This is a genomic window from Caldicellulosiruptor morganii (genome assembly GCF_026810225.1).
Classification (GTDB): Bacteria; Bacillota; Thermoanaerobacteria; order Caldicellulosiruptorales; family Caldicellulosiruptoraceae; genus Caldicellulosiruptor; species Caldicellulosiruptor morganii.
On sequence record NZ_CP113865.1, the window covers coordinates 775,586 to 790,727 of the forward strand.

A 15,142-nucleotide genomic window follows, 5' to 3' on the forward strand; every position below is an offset into this window, starting at 1 on the left:
ACAACCTCCTTCTGGTTAAATTTTCTTTCCTAATTCATATAATACCCTATACATATAGATTTTTCTTTTCTTCTTTGTTAAAAAAGTGTGTAAATTTGTAATAGACAAATACCACATTTTGTAGTAATATTTCAAAGGAAATTCAAATTTCAAAAGGGTGAAGGCAAAAGATGAGGTATGATGTTATCATTGTGGGTGCAGGTCCGTGTGGCATATTCACTGCATACGAACTTGTAAAACAAAACAAAGATACAAAGATAATTATGTTTGAAAAAGGAAGAGACATTGAGTCACGTGAATGTCCGAAAAGAATTACAAATAAATGTGCCAATTGCAAACCATGTAACATAACAACAGGTTTTTCGGGTGCAGGGGCGTTTTCAGATGGAAAGCTTTCTCTGTCTCCCGATGTTGGCGGGAGGATACAGGAGTTTGTGGGAAGAACAAATGCAGAGGCACTTATAAAGTATGTGGATGGTATATATCTTGAATATGGTGCAGATAAAAAGGTTTATGGTACGGACAGTCAGGTTATTGAGGAGATCAAAAGAAAGGCAACTGTTGCAAACCTCATGCTTGTTGAAAGTCCCATAAGACATCTTGGTACCGAGGAGGCAAAAAAGATATATAAAAGATTGCAGGATTTTTTGACAGGCAGTAACGTTGAGATAAAATTCAAAACACCTGTGAAGGATTTGATAATTGAAGACGGTAAAGTTGTAGGTGTGATTGCTGAAGATGGCAAGAATTACTTTGGTAAGAATATGGTTATATGTGTTGGGCGTGAAGGCGCAAGCTGGCTTTCCAAGATAATAGAGAAATACCAGATTCCCTGTGAGAACAACAGAGTTGATATAGGTGTCAGAGTTGAAACACCAAATCACATTTGGAAAGGCATTACCGAACATTTGTACGAAAGCAAATTCATTTACTATACCAGGACATTTGATGACAAGGTAAGAACATTTTGTATGAACCCTGGAGGATATGTTGCGGTTGAACACTATGATAATTTAGCAGTTGTAAACGGACACAGCTATAAAAACATCAAAAGTGATAATACAAACTTTGCATTGCTTGTTTCAAAGCATTTTACAGACCCGTTCAAAGACAGTATAAAATATGGGAAGTATATTGCAGAGCTTGCAAACATGCTCTCGGGTGGAAAGGTTCTTGTTCAGCGGTATGGTGATTTTATAAGGGGAAGAAGGTCCAACGAGGAGAGAATAAGAAGAAACTCGGTTGTTCCAACTTTGCAGGATGCAGTTGCAGGCGATTTGAGTCTTGTTTTGCCCTACAGGATTATGCTGGATATAAAAGAGATGATAGAAGCTCTGGACTATGTTGTGCAGGGTGTTGCTTCATTCGATACACTTCTTTATGGAGTTGAAGTGAAGTTTTACTCCAATGAGGTAAAGGTAAAGCAAAACTTTGAATGCACAACAGTTCAGAACCTGTATTTTGGTGGCGACGGTGCCGGGATTACAAGGGGACTAATGCAGGCAAGTGTTAATGGAGTTTTGATTGCAAGGGATATAGCAAAAAGGCTATAATGGATGTGTATAAAAACATAAAGAGGGTGGTCTTTGAAGGTAAAAGGCCACCTTTTTTGATCCCGGCATTTGATGTATAATATTTTTTAAGAAAAGGGGTGAAAATAAATTGATAGATTTACACATTCATACAACCATTTCAGATGGAACATATTCACCCGAAGAGGTTGTTTTGCTTGCAAAGGAAAAAGGACTTTCTGCAATAGCAATTACTGACCATGACACAACAGATGGGGTTAAGATGGCTGTTAAAAAAGGGCAGGATGTAGGGATAAAAGTTATAAGTGGTGTTGAAATTAGTGCAGATTTTGAGATTGAAATGCATATATTAGGACTTTTTATAGATGTTGACAATACCCTGTTGCAGGGTAAATTAAAAATGCTTGAGATGTTCAGGAAAGAGAGAAATCCAAAGATAATAGAAAAACTCAGAAAAATGGGATATGACATTTCAATGGAAGATGTTGAAAGGGTTGCAGCGGGGGATGTAATTGGAAGACCTCATATTGCCCGGGTACTTGTTCAAAAAGGATATTTTGAGGACACAAAAGCTGTGTTTGAAAATTTGCTGGGTTTTGGCAAACCTGCCTATGTCAAGAAAGAAAAGTTAAAACCCTATGAAGCCATTGAAGCTATAAAAAAAGCCGGTGGTCTTGCAATACTGGCACATCCGCACAGGTATTTGTATCTTGAAGAAGGACCCGAAGATGTATTTGAAGAATTGAAAGAATATGGCTTAGATGGAATTGAAGTTTATCATTCTGACCACACTGACAGAGAGACAAAGCAGCTTTTTGAGATTGCCAGAAAGCTTGACTTTTTAATTAGTGGTGGCAGTGATTTTCATGGGGCTAATAAGCCCGATATTGAGATGGGAAGAGGAAGAGGCAATTTAAATGTGGGGGAAGAGATTTTGGAAGAATTGGAAAGAAAGGTAAAAAGAAGATGAAAAGAGATGCTCTGTTTTTAACCATTTTTGTGATTGCTGGAATAGTAGCCGGGAGAAATTTTTCTAATTTAACCCTGCTGGTTTTGTTTATGGGTATTGCCTCAGTTTCTCTTTTTATCTTGAATTTTTATTTTTTAAGAATGAAAATCAATACGTTACTCATTTTGCTGGCAATACCCTTTTTTGCATTTGCTTCTCTCAGGACATTTTATATTTTTAACTTTTTTGAACCGGATAGATTATTGGATGGCAGGGAAGTGGTTATTGCTGGAAAAGTTTCTTCTTTTCCAGAAGGCACAAAAGATAAGATTTCTTTTTATCTGAAGACAAAGGTGGGGAGTAAATATGTAAAAATAAGAGTTACAGCAAATTCAAATAAAACCTTATACTACGGTCAAACTGTAAAAGTATCTGGCAGGTTGAAGATACCGGGAGAAAAAACAAATGAATTTGGATTTGATTACAAAGAGTATTTAAAAGCAAAAGGTGCGCTGTATACTCTCTATGCTAAACGATTGTATATAGTTTCTTCTTCTCACAACATACTAACTTATCTGAACATGTTTTCAAATAAATTAAATTCTCTTATTGATACTTCTTTTGAGCCGGAGATATCGTCCCTTTTAAAAGGCTTGATTCTTGGCAATAAATCTACAATTCCCGATGATATGTATAAGGATTTTCAAAGAAGTGGGCTTGCACATCTTCTTGCAGTTTCAGGCGGGAATGTTGGAGTGCTGTGTGCATTTGTTGAAATCCTGTTCAGAAGAATCTTGAAAGTGTATGGGAAGGCAGTAAACTTTACAATAATCAGCATTATAGTTGTTTTTGCAATCATAACAGGTCTTTCTGCTTCAGTTATAAGGGCTTCTATAATGGCGATTATATACTATATTGGTAGAATAATCTACAGAAATCCGGATACACTAAATAGCCTGTCGGTAGCTGCACTTTTAATGCTGCTTGTCAATCCACTTTATCTTTTTGATATTGGCTTTCAGCTTTCTTTTTTAAGTGTGCTTTCTATAATAATTTTTTACAAAAGGATATACGATTATTTCATAAAATTAAAAGTTTTCCCGGCCATTTCTTCTCTTTTTGCAGTTTCTGTTGCAGCTCAAATTTTGATCTTACCACTTTTAGCTTACTACTTTTGTGAAGTGTCACTGGTTTCTTTTTTAACAAATCTCATTGCAGTGCCCTTAGCCGGAGTGTTGGTGCCGGTGGGATTTTTATATTACATACTTTTGCTGCTTGGAATAGATTTTGTCCTTCTCAAATGGTTTGTGCTGATAATTGTCAGAGTTTTGATTTGCATTTCAAGGCTGTCGCACATAAGATTTTCATATATAAAGATTGTATTTTGGGATGAAAAACTGATTGCTGCCTACTATATATTCATTTTACTCTTGCTTTATAAAAAAGTTATGCCAACATTTATAAAACTTTTGACCTATTCAACTATTGTTGCTCTTGTGCTAATATTTATTTTGCAGATTGCAATAAACTACAATAGACTTATCATCAGAGTAATCGATGTGGGGCAGGGAGACAGCAGCCTTATAACTTACAGAGGATTTTCAATGCTCATTGATACAGGTCCAGCAAACGAGGATTTTAGCTCTCTCAAACGTATAGTTTTGCCATACATACTTAAAAACAATATATCCGAGATTGATGCACTGGTACTTACACACAAACACAGCGACCACATAGGTGATTTTGAGTATCTTTTAAATGAGATGAAAGTGAAATCGGTGATAACATCAAAAGAGGTTTATAGTGAGAATTTTAAGGCATTGAAGAATAAATATGTAATTTTAGTGGATAAATTTAAGAGTTTTTCTTACAAAGACTTAAAACTTTTTTTCTTTCCACCGGTTGAGCAGGATTCAAATTCGTCTGTTGTTGTGAAAATTGTTTTGGGGGACTTTAGCATGCTTTTTACAGGAGATGCCTCTTACGAGTCAGAAAAGGAATACATAAGAAGATATAATCTGCGCTCAACCATTTTAAAGGTGGGGCATCATGGTAGCAGCACTGCAACATCAGAGGAGTTTTTAAAAAGTGTAAGTCCCATGGTTGCTGTGATATCTGTTGGCAAAAACAATATGTTTGGGCATCCATCAGATGAAGTTTTGCAAAGGCTTTATAAGCGAAAAATAAAGATTTTCAGAACAGATTTGAATGGTACAATCAAGATAGTGAAAAACAGAGATAGGGTTTTGATATATTCTTATTTGAGGTGAGAAAAAATGGACAGGTCAAAGGAGATAATAAAAGAATTGAACTCTCAGCTTCTAAAAAAAGAATTCAAGAACATCTACCTTTTTTATGGGCAGGAGACATTTTTAATAGACGAATATACAAAGAGGATAAGCAGAGCAATTGTAAATGGAGATTTAAACAACATCATAAAGTTTGATGGAGAAGAAGCCAATTATGAAGATGTTATAAATGAAATGATTTCAATATCATTTGATTTACAGCCACGTGTGCTCATATTCAAAAACTTTTTTAAATACTATACAAACAATTCACATTTAAATCTTCCAGCAATAATTGAAAAACTGAAAAGTATTCCAGCAAACAATGTGTACGTAATTTTTAAAGAGTATGAAATAAAAGAAAATAAGTTATTTAACAGTTTAAAATCAATGGCATTTTCTGCTGAGTTTACAACACCGTCAATGCCGGATCTGATAAAATGGGTACAAAACATTTTGGCAAAAGAAGGCAAAACTATTTCGGAAAATATGGCACAGGAGATTATTCTTCACTATAACAAAGATATGATGCTAATATACAACTATCTTCAAGTGCTCATTTCTTACCTTGGGAAAAGGAACAAAGTCACACACGATGATATTTTAAAAACCCTGACAGACAATCCACAGGATCATATTTTCCAGATGCTTGATGCTTTTGCCACAAAAGATGTGGAAACAGGGTTTAAATATTTAAAAGAGCTGTATCAGCTTAAAACAAGCAGTAGCAAAATATTTGCTCTTATTCTTCGGCACTTCAAAATTCTGGGTATGATGAAAGAAATGCAGGACAAAAGCAAAAAGGAGATTGCCAAACAGGCTGGAATACTTGAGTTTTTTGTTGATAAGTACAAAAAACAATCTGAAGCTTTTACCATAGATAAAATTAAGAATATTATTCAAAGAACAATTGAATATGAATACATGATAAAAAGAGGACAGATTGACGATGAGACAGCGCTTGAGATGCTTTTGTATCAGATTGTTAAATGAATAATATAAAAAGGCTATCCAAAAAAAGGTAGTTGGACAGCCCTTTTTCTTTATTGTGCTTTCTTTTCTGGTTGCGGTGCAGCCAGAGCAGCATACTTGTTGATGAGCTTCATGAGTTTTGATTTCTTTCGTGAAGCATTGTTCTTGTGTATAACACCTTTTGCAGCTGTCTGGTCGATTAACTTTGCAGCCTGTGGATAAAGCTGTCTTGCCTTTTCGATGTCACCAGCTAACAGTGCCTTTTTTACCTCTTTGATAGCCTTTTTCATTTTCATTTTTTGAATTTTATTCTCAAGAGTTCTGCGTCTTATAACCTTTATCTTCTTTTTAGCAGATTTTGTATTTGCCAAAACTTTTCACCTCCACTCAAAAATTAAGACTAATTGCTATTTTACCACGACAAAAATAAAATTGCAACAGATGTGTTGCTATGAGTAAAAACAAAAGGTAAGGCTTTTGCCTTACCACACATTGCAGACTTACAACAAGAAGCTTTTAAATACCAAGAGAATCTATTACACCTTTGATGACCTTAGCAGAATTTTTCAACTTTTCTTTTTCCTCATCTGTAAGGGGGATGTCGAAAACCTTTGCAACCCCATTTTTATTAACAATAGCTGGAAGTGATAATGCCACATCTTTTATTCCAAAAAACTCACTGATGATTGAAGACACAGGTAAAATGGAATTTTCATCTCTTATAATTGCTTCGACAATTCGTCTTACTGCCAGAGCAATGGCATAATAGGTTGCTCCTTTTCTTTCAATTATTTCATATGCTGCATTTTTAACTTTGTTAAAAATTTCATCTTTGACTTGAGGTGAGCAATTTTTACCACATAAAAGACATTCCTGCATGAAATTAACACCACCAATGTTTGTCAAAGACCATGCTGCAATTTCACTATCGCCATGTTCACCAAGAATATATGCATGAACATTTCTTACATCCACCTGACAGTGCTGTGCCAGAAGGTATCTGAACCTTGACGAATCCAGAACAGTTCCGGAGCCTAAAATTTGATTTTTGGGCAAACCCGAAACTTTATACATTACGTATGTCAGAACATCAACAGGGTTTGTTACCATAAGTAGTATGGCATCGGTTGTATATTTGATTATGTTTTCAACTATAGATTTGATAATCTGTACATTTTTGTAAGTAAGATCAAGCCTTGTTTCACCAGGCTTTTGATTTGCTCCGGCAGTAATTATAATTATATCTGCATCCCTGCAGTCTTCATAGCTTCCAGCCCAGATCTTAACCGGCTTTACAAAAGAGATTCCATGATTTAAGTCCATTGCCTCGCCTTCAGCTTTTGCCTGGTTTACATCAATCAAGACAAGTTCTGTTGCAAGTCCTGCATCCATTATTGCAAAGGCGGTTGATGAACCTACAAAGCCGGTGCCAACAATAACAATTTTACCGGGTTTTCTCACCTTTTTTGCCTCCTGCTTATTTTAAATTTCTAAATTTAATTTACCCTTCAAAATAAACATTTAAACTGAAACAGAAATTTTTTATCATTCAACACAGAATAAATATAAAACGATTTTGATTTCCATTTGAAAACCACTCAGTTTTGTCCTTCATTTTAAAAGCCATAAAGCAATAGAAAACGGGTGAAATAAATTAATAAGTATAAGCAAATACATGCATACAATTCAAACGTTTGTAAATTTTTTAATTAATTCAGACAATATTTGTAATTATAACTGTGACCTTTTTCCTTATGAGGATGATACCCGGTGGACCTTTTACAGGTGAAAAAACTTTGCCCGAGCAAATTTTAAAGAACCTGAACGAAAAATATGGTCTTAATCAACCCGTTTGGATTCAGTATACAAAGTATCTGAAAAGCCTTTTGCATGGTGACCTGGGAATTTCAATGAGAAATCAAGGACAAACAGTAAATGAAATTATTGCAGAGACTTTCCCTGTTTCTGCAAAGGTTGGTATTCTTGCGATAGTTGTGAGCTTGTTGATAGGGATTCCTCTGGGTATCTGGTCGGCTGTCTATCAAGGAAAATGGCAGGATAATCTTTCTATGGTTCTGGCTACAATATTTATAACGATCCCGAGCTTTGTTCTTGCAGTGCTTTTGATGTATATCTTTGGTGTAAAGCTGCAACTTGTTCCCATAATGGGCTTGGATGAGCCCAGAAGTTATATTCTGCCGGTGATAACCCTGGCAGCATACCCAATATCTTTTATAGCGAGGCTTATTCGAAGCAGCATGCTTGAAAGTTTGGCACAGGACTATATAAGAACGGCAAAAGCAAAAGGGCTTTCTAATTTTGTGGTAATATACAAGCATGCACTGAAGAATTCTTTGATACCAGTTGTGACATATTTGGGACCGTTGATTGCAGGGGTTTTAACAGGTAGTTTTGTGGTTGAAAAGATTTTCTCAATCCCCGGTATGGGAAGATTTTATGTTGATAGTATTTCAAATAGGGACTATTCACTTGTTATGGGAACCACCATATTCTATGCAGCCTTTTTGATATTTATGAATCTAATTGTTGATATCATATATGTATTTATAGATCCGCGTATTAAACTTGAGGATTGATTTTAAGACCAGCTAATTAAAGTCAAGAGTTTTTTTAAAAAATTTTGACACCATTTTATGGTATAAGATTCTTTAAAGAGGGCGCAAAAAGGTAAGCCATCCATTAGAAGTTGACATAACATATGGAGGCTGAGTAGTGTTATTGTTAACTAATGTTTCGTAAACAGAACAATTGTTTATGCACTACAAACTGCAGTTTTATTAAAGTATTTTTGAATATGTTCTTCTGGAGTTCTAAGTTCAAAAGGTTTTTTATCGCGCATAACAGCAAAGATAATACAAATAATTTTTCTCATAACAGCACCTAATGCAACTTTTTTGGGCTTTTGTTGGCACTTTTTCTGATAGTATTCGAATAATACAGGATTACAAGGTTTAGAATTTCTTTTTGTTCTGATATTGGCAAGAGCAATTGTAAATAAGATTCTTCGCAAGATTTTAGAACCACGTTTAGACATTTTATTTTTTGTGCCAACAAATTGCCCCGATTGATTTACGGAAGGATCTACACCAAAGAAAGCAACAAGCTTGTTGGGTTTTGAAAATTTTTCGAAATCACCTATTTCAGCAAGGATAGTTGCAGCGGATAGAAAACCTATGCCGGGGATAGATTGAAGGAGGTTAATATTTTCCATGAGTGAAGGCTGAGATTGCGAAGATTGCTGAACAAGTTGATTTATGGCTTCAAAAATTTTGTCGATATTCTGCTGTAAATTCAGGACCATGTTAATATAGACTTTAAGCATAGTAACAGTTGCTAAGTCTGATATAGAAAAAGGTTGAAACTGTTTAGCTTTTGCGACAAGTAATTCATATTTTTCTTTGGCCCATTGATAGCTTTTTTTAGAGGTTAGCTGAATGATGGAAATAAGTTTTTCGCTGTCAGCGCCTAAGATATCGGTTGGAGTTGGGTAGTTTTCAAGTATAGCCAAGGATGTTTTAGAACAAATGTCAGGGAAGACCTCTTTGAAATTGAGCATAATTTGATCGACGACAGAAGTAAGTCTGTATTTGTAAGAGGTTAGTTCATCACTGAGGTTGTAATACTGGCGGCATAGGTTTTTCAAGCAGTCGAGGATTTCAGATGAAGGTTGTACTACAGTAGAGTCAGTAAGTCTAAAAGTTAATGCAATCCACAGGGCATCGGTTTTATCATTTTTTACTTTTCTAACTCCCGCATTTTTGATAGAATTAGATTGGATGGGATTGATAATTGAAACATCCCAGCCATTAGAAGTAAAGAAGCGGGAGAGGATTTTGTGGTAATGCCCTGTGGCTTCCATGACGATGATAGGGCGTGCTGCGAAATCCTCTTCAACTTTTTTAAGGATTTCAATAGCCCTATCAAAATCAGAGGGATTATTGTGACGGATAGTCAAGCGGGCAATTATTTCATTTGTAGGAGATATAATCACCATTTCGCTGAAATACTTGGCTACATCAATCCCGGCAATAGGTTTTAGATTCATAGCAATTAAACCTCCCTGCAAGTGATTTTGAAATTGAATTAGGGCATGAGTTTTCCATTCCGAGCAAAGGTAAGTATACAACCTTGCACGTGATGCGAGGAACCAGCTTTGATTAGGATCTAAGCTGGCCTCAACCAGCCAAATAGTTTAGACTTACCTGGAATGGAATAATAATCTTTTTCACGGGTATACGGAAAGAAGTTCCGTTCCCAGGGGGCGCGTACAGGTAAATTCCATGCCCAGATAGAAAGAATTATATCAAAGTTAGAATGGCTGGCAAGAGGCCAGCGTTAAAGTGGCTAAAGATTAGAAGCCACAAGCAGCAGGAAGAGACTTTGCGCTGCTTTCCTCTCAAAGAGGTAGTATTTGAGATGTTATTTTAAGGATGAGACTCAAAATCTTATGTTAACCGAAACTTTGGTTGTTATTTTATTAGAATTTTTTTGATGTGTCTTACGAAAATAATTATACAAGGGGGCAAAGAAGGAAATGGAGAATATATCCAGAGAGCTTTTTGTGCCGGTGTCAAAAGAAGAAAAAGAATATGAAACTATAGTGCGACCAAGCATGAGCTACTGGCAGGATGCGTGGCGAAGGCTCAAAATGAATAAAGTTGCGATGGCTTCCATGTGGGCAATAGTAATTTTTATCCTGCTTGCAATAATTGGACCAATTGTTATGCCATACAGGTATGATCAGCAGATTCGAGGACACGAAGCGTTAGCACCATCTCTCAAACACCTGTTTGGGACTGACGAACTGGGCAGAGACCTTTTTGTAAGGTGTCTGTACGGTATGAGAATATCTCTTTCCATTGGGATAATTGCAACAATAATAAACATTGTAATCGGTGTGCTGTATGGCGGAATTTCAGGCTATATAGGTGGAAGAGTTGACAACATAATGATGAGAATTGTTGATATTCTGTACAGTGTGCCTTTGATGATTTACGTTATACTTCTTTCGGTATCGTTAAAACCTGCGCTGGAGGAATTGTTTAAAAAATATTTTTTTTTGAGCGGACTTCAAACGGTGGGTGCACCGCTTGTGTGTATATATATTGCTCTTGGTTTAACATACTGGATATCAATGGCAAGGATTGTTCGAGGTGAAATTTTAAGTTTAAAGCAGCAGGAATATGTGACAGCTGCAAAGACAATTGGTGCAAATGGCTGGAGAATTTTGCTCAGGCACCTTATTCCGAATGCTATGGGGTCAATTATTGTTACCGCTACGCTGCAAATTCCAAGCGCTATTTTACAGAATCTTTCCTGAGCTTTATAGGGCTTGGTGTTGATGCACCGGTTCCTTCATTGGGATCTTTGGCATCTAATGGTATAAATGGTTTTATATCATACCCTTATAAACTATTTTTCCCATCGCTTTTATTGTGTTTGATAATTCTGGCATTTAACCTGTTTGGCGATGGACTGAGAGATGCACTTGATCCAAGAATGAGAAAATAGCCAGATTTAACAAACAGATTTATGAATTTGAGGTGAAGTAAATTGGCTAATAAACTGCTTGAAGTCAAGAACTTGAAAACTTCATTTTTTACGCATGTTGGCGAAGTAAAAGCAGTAAACGATGTATCGTTTGATGTATATGAAGGTCAGACAGTTGGTATTGTAGGAGAATCTGGAAGTGGCAAAAGCGTAACATCCATGTCTATAATGAGGCTTATTGCTCCACCGGGGAAGATTGTGGATGGTCAGATTATATTTGAAGGAAAGGATCTTTTAAAACTGTCTGAGAAAGAGATGAGAGATATAAGAGGAAACAAGATAAGCATGATATTTCAGGACCCGATGACTTCTTTAAATCCGGTTTTTACAATTGGAAATCAATTAGTTGAAGCGATAAAGATTCACAACAGGGTCTCTAAAGCAGAAGCCAAAAAGAGAGCTTTAGATATGCTTCGACTTGTTGGAATTCCAAGCCCGGAGAGAAGGCTTTCCCAGTATCCTCATGAGTTTTCAGGTGGTATGCGCCAGAGAGTAATGATTGCAATGGCGCTTTCATGCAATCCAAAACTTTTGATAGCAGATGAACCGACAACTGCGCTGGATGTTACAATACAGGCACAGATATTAGACCTTTTGAAAAAACTCCAACAGCAGCTGAAAATGTCAATTATACTCATTACTCATGACCTGGGTGTTGTGGCAGATATATGTCAAAAGGTAATTGTGATGTACGGTGGAATTATTGTTAAAGAAGGCACTGTTGATGACATATTTTACAATCCAAAACATCCATATACGTGGGGGCTTTTGAGGTCTGTTCCAAAGATGCATTTGGGACTTAAGAAAAGACTGGTGCCGATTGAGGGCCAGCCACCTGATCTTCTAAAGCCGCCGAAAGGATGTCCGTTTGCACCAAGGTGTGAATATGCGATGAAGGTATGCTTAGAGGCAAGACCACCGCTTTTCGAAGTTGGAGATGGCCACAGGTCAAGATGCTGGCTGAATCACCAGTATGCTCCACAGAGCTTGCTGGAAAGAGCAAAAGTGGCAAACGAGTAATTAAGCTGTAATTCAAGAGGCAGGTGGAGAAGTTGAGTGAGGTTTTAATTGAAGTAAAAAACTTAAGAAAGTACTTTCCGGTTAAAATGGGACTGGTGAAAAAAGCATATATAAAAGCAGTGGATGATGTGAGCTTTTTCATAAAAAAGGGTGAAACATTGGGGCTTGTTGGTGAAAGCGGATGTGGCAAGTCTACCACAGGAAGAACTATTATAAGACTTTATGAGCCGACAAGCGGTCAGATTATTTTCAAAGGAGAGGATATAACAAAAAAGGACATGCAGCCTTACAGAAAATCAATGCAGATGATTTTTCAGGACCCGTATGCTTCTTAAAATCCAAGAATAACAGTTGGTGATATTATAGGTGAGCCTCTGGAAATTCACAACATTGCAAAAGGCAATGAGAAAAAAGAAAGGGTTCAGGAACTGTTAAGGCTTGTTGGTCTCAACAGTGAACATGCAAACAGATACCCCCATGAATTTTCTGGCGGGCAGAGGCAGAGAATTGGAATTGCAAGAGCTCTGGCTGTTGAGCCCGAGTTTATCATATGTGATGAGCCAATATCGGCGCTTGATGTGTCAATTCAGGCTCAGATTGTAAACATGCTTGAAGATCTCCAAAAGCAACTTGGGCTTACTTATTTGTTTATTGCACATGATCTTTCGATGGTAAAACATATAAGCAATAGAGTTGGCGTAATGTATCTGGGCAAGCTTGTAGAGCTTGCAGAAAGCAATGAGCTTTATGAAAGACCTTTGCATCCTTACACACAGGCATTGCTTTCGGCAATACCTATTCCTGACCCGAAGATTTCAAGACAGCGTACAAGGATTATACTGGAGGGCGATGTTCCAAGCCCGTTAAATCCACCGAGTGGATGCAGATTCAGAACAAGGTGCAAGTATGCATTTGACAGGTGCAAAGAGGAAGAGCCACAGCTAAAAGATGTTGGAGGCGGTCATTACGTGGCTTGTCATCTAATGGATAGAAAGTAGATGGCAGGCTGCGAAAAGATATAAAAAATTTTATTAGGCGTTTGCAAAATAGATGAAAATGTGAGCAATAAAATGGAAATGAAGTAATAGAGAACAAGGCAGATGATAAGTATAAGTATTTACAGATGCCATTATATAGCATTGCAAACAATAAAAGCATATACCAGACAAATGGTAAGTAATACCAAACTAAAAGAAGACAAAGTAATCCTAAACCCTTTTGAAAGTGATTGTTAAAGGGCTTTTAGATGAAGAAGAAAGTTTATGCAGAATAAGCAAAAAGGAATTTGTTAGAAGCTGAAGTTAGGCTTACGCTATAAGTTTTTTAAGTTTTTGAAGTTTTTTGTAAGTAATGTTTTTATGAGATTCTAAGATAAAGTAAGAGAGAATAAAAATCAAAAGCATACAGATGGCGGAGAGCAAGAGGTCAGAAAAAAGTGAAGTATGGTCATAGGAGAATAATGTATCATGACCGAGGAAAGACTTTAACTGGAAGATAGTTTGCTCTATAGTAACTCTTGATTTGTAAAGTTTTTCAAATTCATTAGAATTTCTGTCTATGCCAGGGAAGTTGCGCAGGTCAGAGTCCGGGTAGGTATAAAACATTCTACCAGATTTAGAAGAAGTACAGGGATGAGGGCAGTTGCAAAAGCGTTTACCATCTTTAATTTGAGAGCAAGGGCAACGCCACTTGATACGTGGTAAGCGATTTTTGCCATTACACAAGCCTTCACGGATAAAAGGCTTGTTAAGCTTATTACAAAAGGGCACACCTTCTGGAGAAATAGAGATATTTGGGTCGGAAGTAGGCGAGGTTGAATTTGATTTTGAGCCCCTTGGGTTTATAGGGATAATAGCTTTAGAGAATTTAAAGTTATTTATTAAAGTAGAGTAAATTGCATATGAGTCGAGAGCGCTATCAGCAATGAAGGTTGAGAAAGGGTTTTGGAAGTTCTTATTCAAATTAATTAGAGCAGGGATAAGAGCTTTTGAATCGGAGATAGCTTTAGCACAGGATGGGTCAGATGTATCAGCTTGAGGGAAAGTAAAAGCAGGAGAGATTACAAGAGGGATACCAAAGCCATTGGTTAGGATAGAGAATTTATAAGCATAGCAGAAATGACCATTAGCGAACATACGAGTGATATATGGTGAAGCAGAAGCAGTTTGAGGGAGATTAGAATATGTAAGAGAATAGACAAGATGAGATTGTAGGTCAGGGTTTTGTGACTTAGTTTTTTTAAGTTGTGATTGAATGAATTTAGGATTATTTTCTTTGACCCTGGGTTCTAAAGCGGTAGTATCGAAGATGATAGTAGAAGCAAGGTCAGGGTTTATTTTAAGGGCGATATTATGGGCATAGTTTGCGATATTGTAGAAAAGTTTTTCAATCTCATGGCAGAAGATTTTTCTGAATCTTGAGAAGGTAAAGATGGAAGGTATTTTATTGAAGTTGCAAAAGATTCTGAGCTGATAAGAGTTGATCAGGATAGCGCGCAGCCAAGTTAATGTAGTGAGTTTGAGGATTTTTTGTACAAAGAAAGCACGGAGCATAGATTGCAAAGAGAAATCTCTTTGTCTTCCGAAGTATTTGTAGTAAATTTTGAAGAAGGATGCAGGTATGAACTGGTTTAAATCGATGAAATTGCTGAAAAAGCCGAGCAAAGTGTGAGGGCTGCTAAGAAGCAACGTTTTTAACGTGCTCGTAGAGATCTAAAAAAGATAGTTGTTTGTTTTGGTTTTTGAACATTTTATCTTCCTCCTCATAGAAAGTATGTTTTATATAGATAAATTTTACACTATCTATAAGGA

The 15,142-nt window shown here is 36.6% G+C and carries 9 protein-coding genes and 3 pseudogenes; 8 read left to right on the forward strand and 4 right to left on the reverse strand.

Annotated elements, in window-relative coordinates; all coding sequences use genetic code 11:
* The first annotated feature begins 170 nt into the window (after positions 1 to 170).
* The 4 genes from OTK00_RS03655 to holA all read left to right on the forward strand — a co-directional run bounded on the left by OTK00_RS03655 (position 171) and on the right by holA (position 5,762).
* Positions 171 to 1,553, forward strand: coding sequence for an NAD(P)/FAD-dependent oxidoreductase (locus tag OTK00_RS03655; protein ID WP_045169095.1), 1,383 nt, complete (start codon positions 171 to 173; stop codon positions 1,551 to 1,553).
* 109 nt (positions 1,554 to 1,662) lie between these two features.
* On the forward strand, positions 1,663 to 2,502 hold the full coding sequence (locus tag OTK00_RS03660) for a PHP domain-containing protein (protein WP_045169096.1): 840 nt from the start codon (positions 1,663 to 1,665) through the stop codon (positions 2,500 to 2,502).
* Positions 2,499 to 4,751: a DNA internalization-related competence protein ComEC/Rec2 gene (locus OTK00_RS03665; protein WP_045169098.1), complete on the forward strand. Its 2,253-nt coding sequence runs from the start codon at positions 2,499 to 2,501 to the stop codon at positions 4,749 to 4,751. The genes OTK00_RS03660 and OTK00_RS03665 overlap by 4 nt, the downstream gene beginning before the upstream one ends.
* 6 nt (positions 4,752 to 4,757) lie before the next feature.
* Positions 4,758 to 5,762: a DNA polymerase III subunit delta gene (gene holA / locus OTK00_RS03670; RefSeq protein ID WP_045169099.1), complete on the forward strand. Its 1,005-nt coding sequence runs from the start codon at positions 4,758 to 4,760 to the stop codon at positions 5,760 to 5,762.
* Positions 5,763 to 5,812: 50 nt separating this feature from the next.
* On the opposite strand, the gene rpsT is transcribed toward holA, so the two are convergent.
* Positions 5,813 to 6,112 (reverse strand): 30S ribosomal protein S20, encoded by a 300-nt coding sequence (rpsT, locus tag OTK00_RS03675; protein WP_045169100.1) that lies wholly within the window; start codon positions 6,110 to 6,112, stop codon positions 5,813 to 5,815.
* 145 nt (positions 6,113 to 6,257) lie between these two features.
* The gene (locus OTK00_RS03680; protein ID WP_045169101.1) at positions 6,258 to 7,202 is read right to left on the reverse strand and encodes an L-lactate dehydrogenase; all 945 of its coding nucleotides are present in this window, start codon (positions 7,200 to 7,202) and stop codon (positions 6,258 to 6,260) included.
* 251 nt (positions 7,203 to 7,453) lie between these two features.
* Here OTK00_RS03680 and OTK00_RS03685 point away from each other — a divergent pair, with 251 nt between their 5' ends.
* Entirely contained in the window at positions 7,454 to 8,338 is an 885-nt protein-coding gene (locus OTK00_RS03685; RefSeq protein WP_045169102.1) for an ABC transporter permease, read from the forward strand.
* 176 nt (positions 8,339 to 8,514) lie between these two features.
* Here the strand turns inward: OTK00_RS03685 and OTK00_RS03690 are convergent, their stop codons facing one another.
* Entirely contained in the window at positions 8,515 to 9,807 is a 1,293-nt protein-coding gene (locus tag OTK00_RS03690) for an IS110 family RNA-guided transposase (RefSeq protein WP_045168742.1), read from the reverse strand.
* 489 nt (positions 9,808 to 10,296) lie between these two features.
* Here OTK00_RS03690 and OTK00_RS03695 point away from each other — a divergent pair.
* From OTK00_RS03695 to OTK00_RS03705, 3 genes and pseudogenes are all read left to right on the forward strand, one after another.
* Positions 10,297 to 11,273, forward strand: a pseudogene (locus OTK00_RS03695) (ABC transporter permease).
* A gap of 42 nt (positions 11,274 to 11,315) precedes the next feature.
* Positions 11,316 to 12,332, forward strand: coding sequence for an ABC transporter ATP-binding protein (locus OTK00_RS03700; protein ID WP_045169103.1), 1,017 nt, complete (start codon positions 11,316 to 11,318; stop codon positions 12,330 to 12,332).
* 32 nt (positions 12,333 to 12,364) lie between these two features.
* A pseudogene (locus tag OTK00_RS03705) lies at positions 12,365 to 13,330 on the forward strand (ABC transporter ATP-binding protein).
* Between the two features lie 309 nt (positions 13,331 to 13,639).
* Here OTK00_RS03705 and OTK00_RS03710 read toward each other — a convergent pair.
* Positions 13,640 to 15,080 (reverse strand): annotated as a pseudogene (locus tag OTK00_RS03710) (transposase).
* Between the last annotated feature and the right edge of the window lie 62 nt (positions 15,081 to 15,142).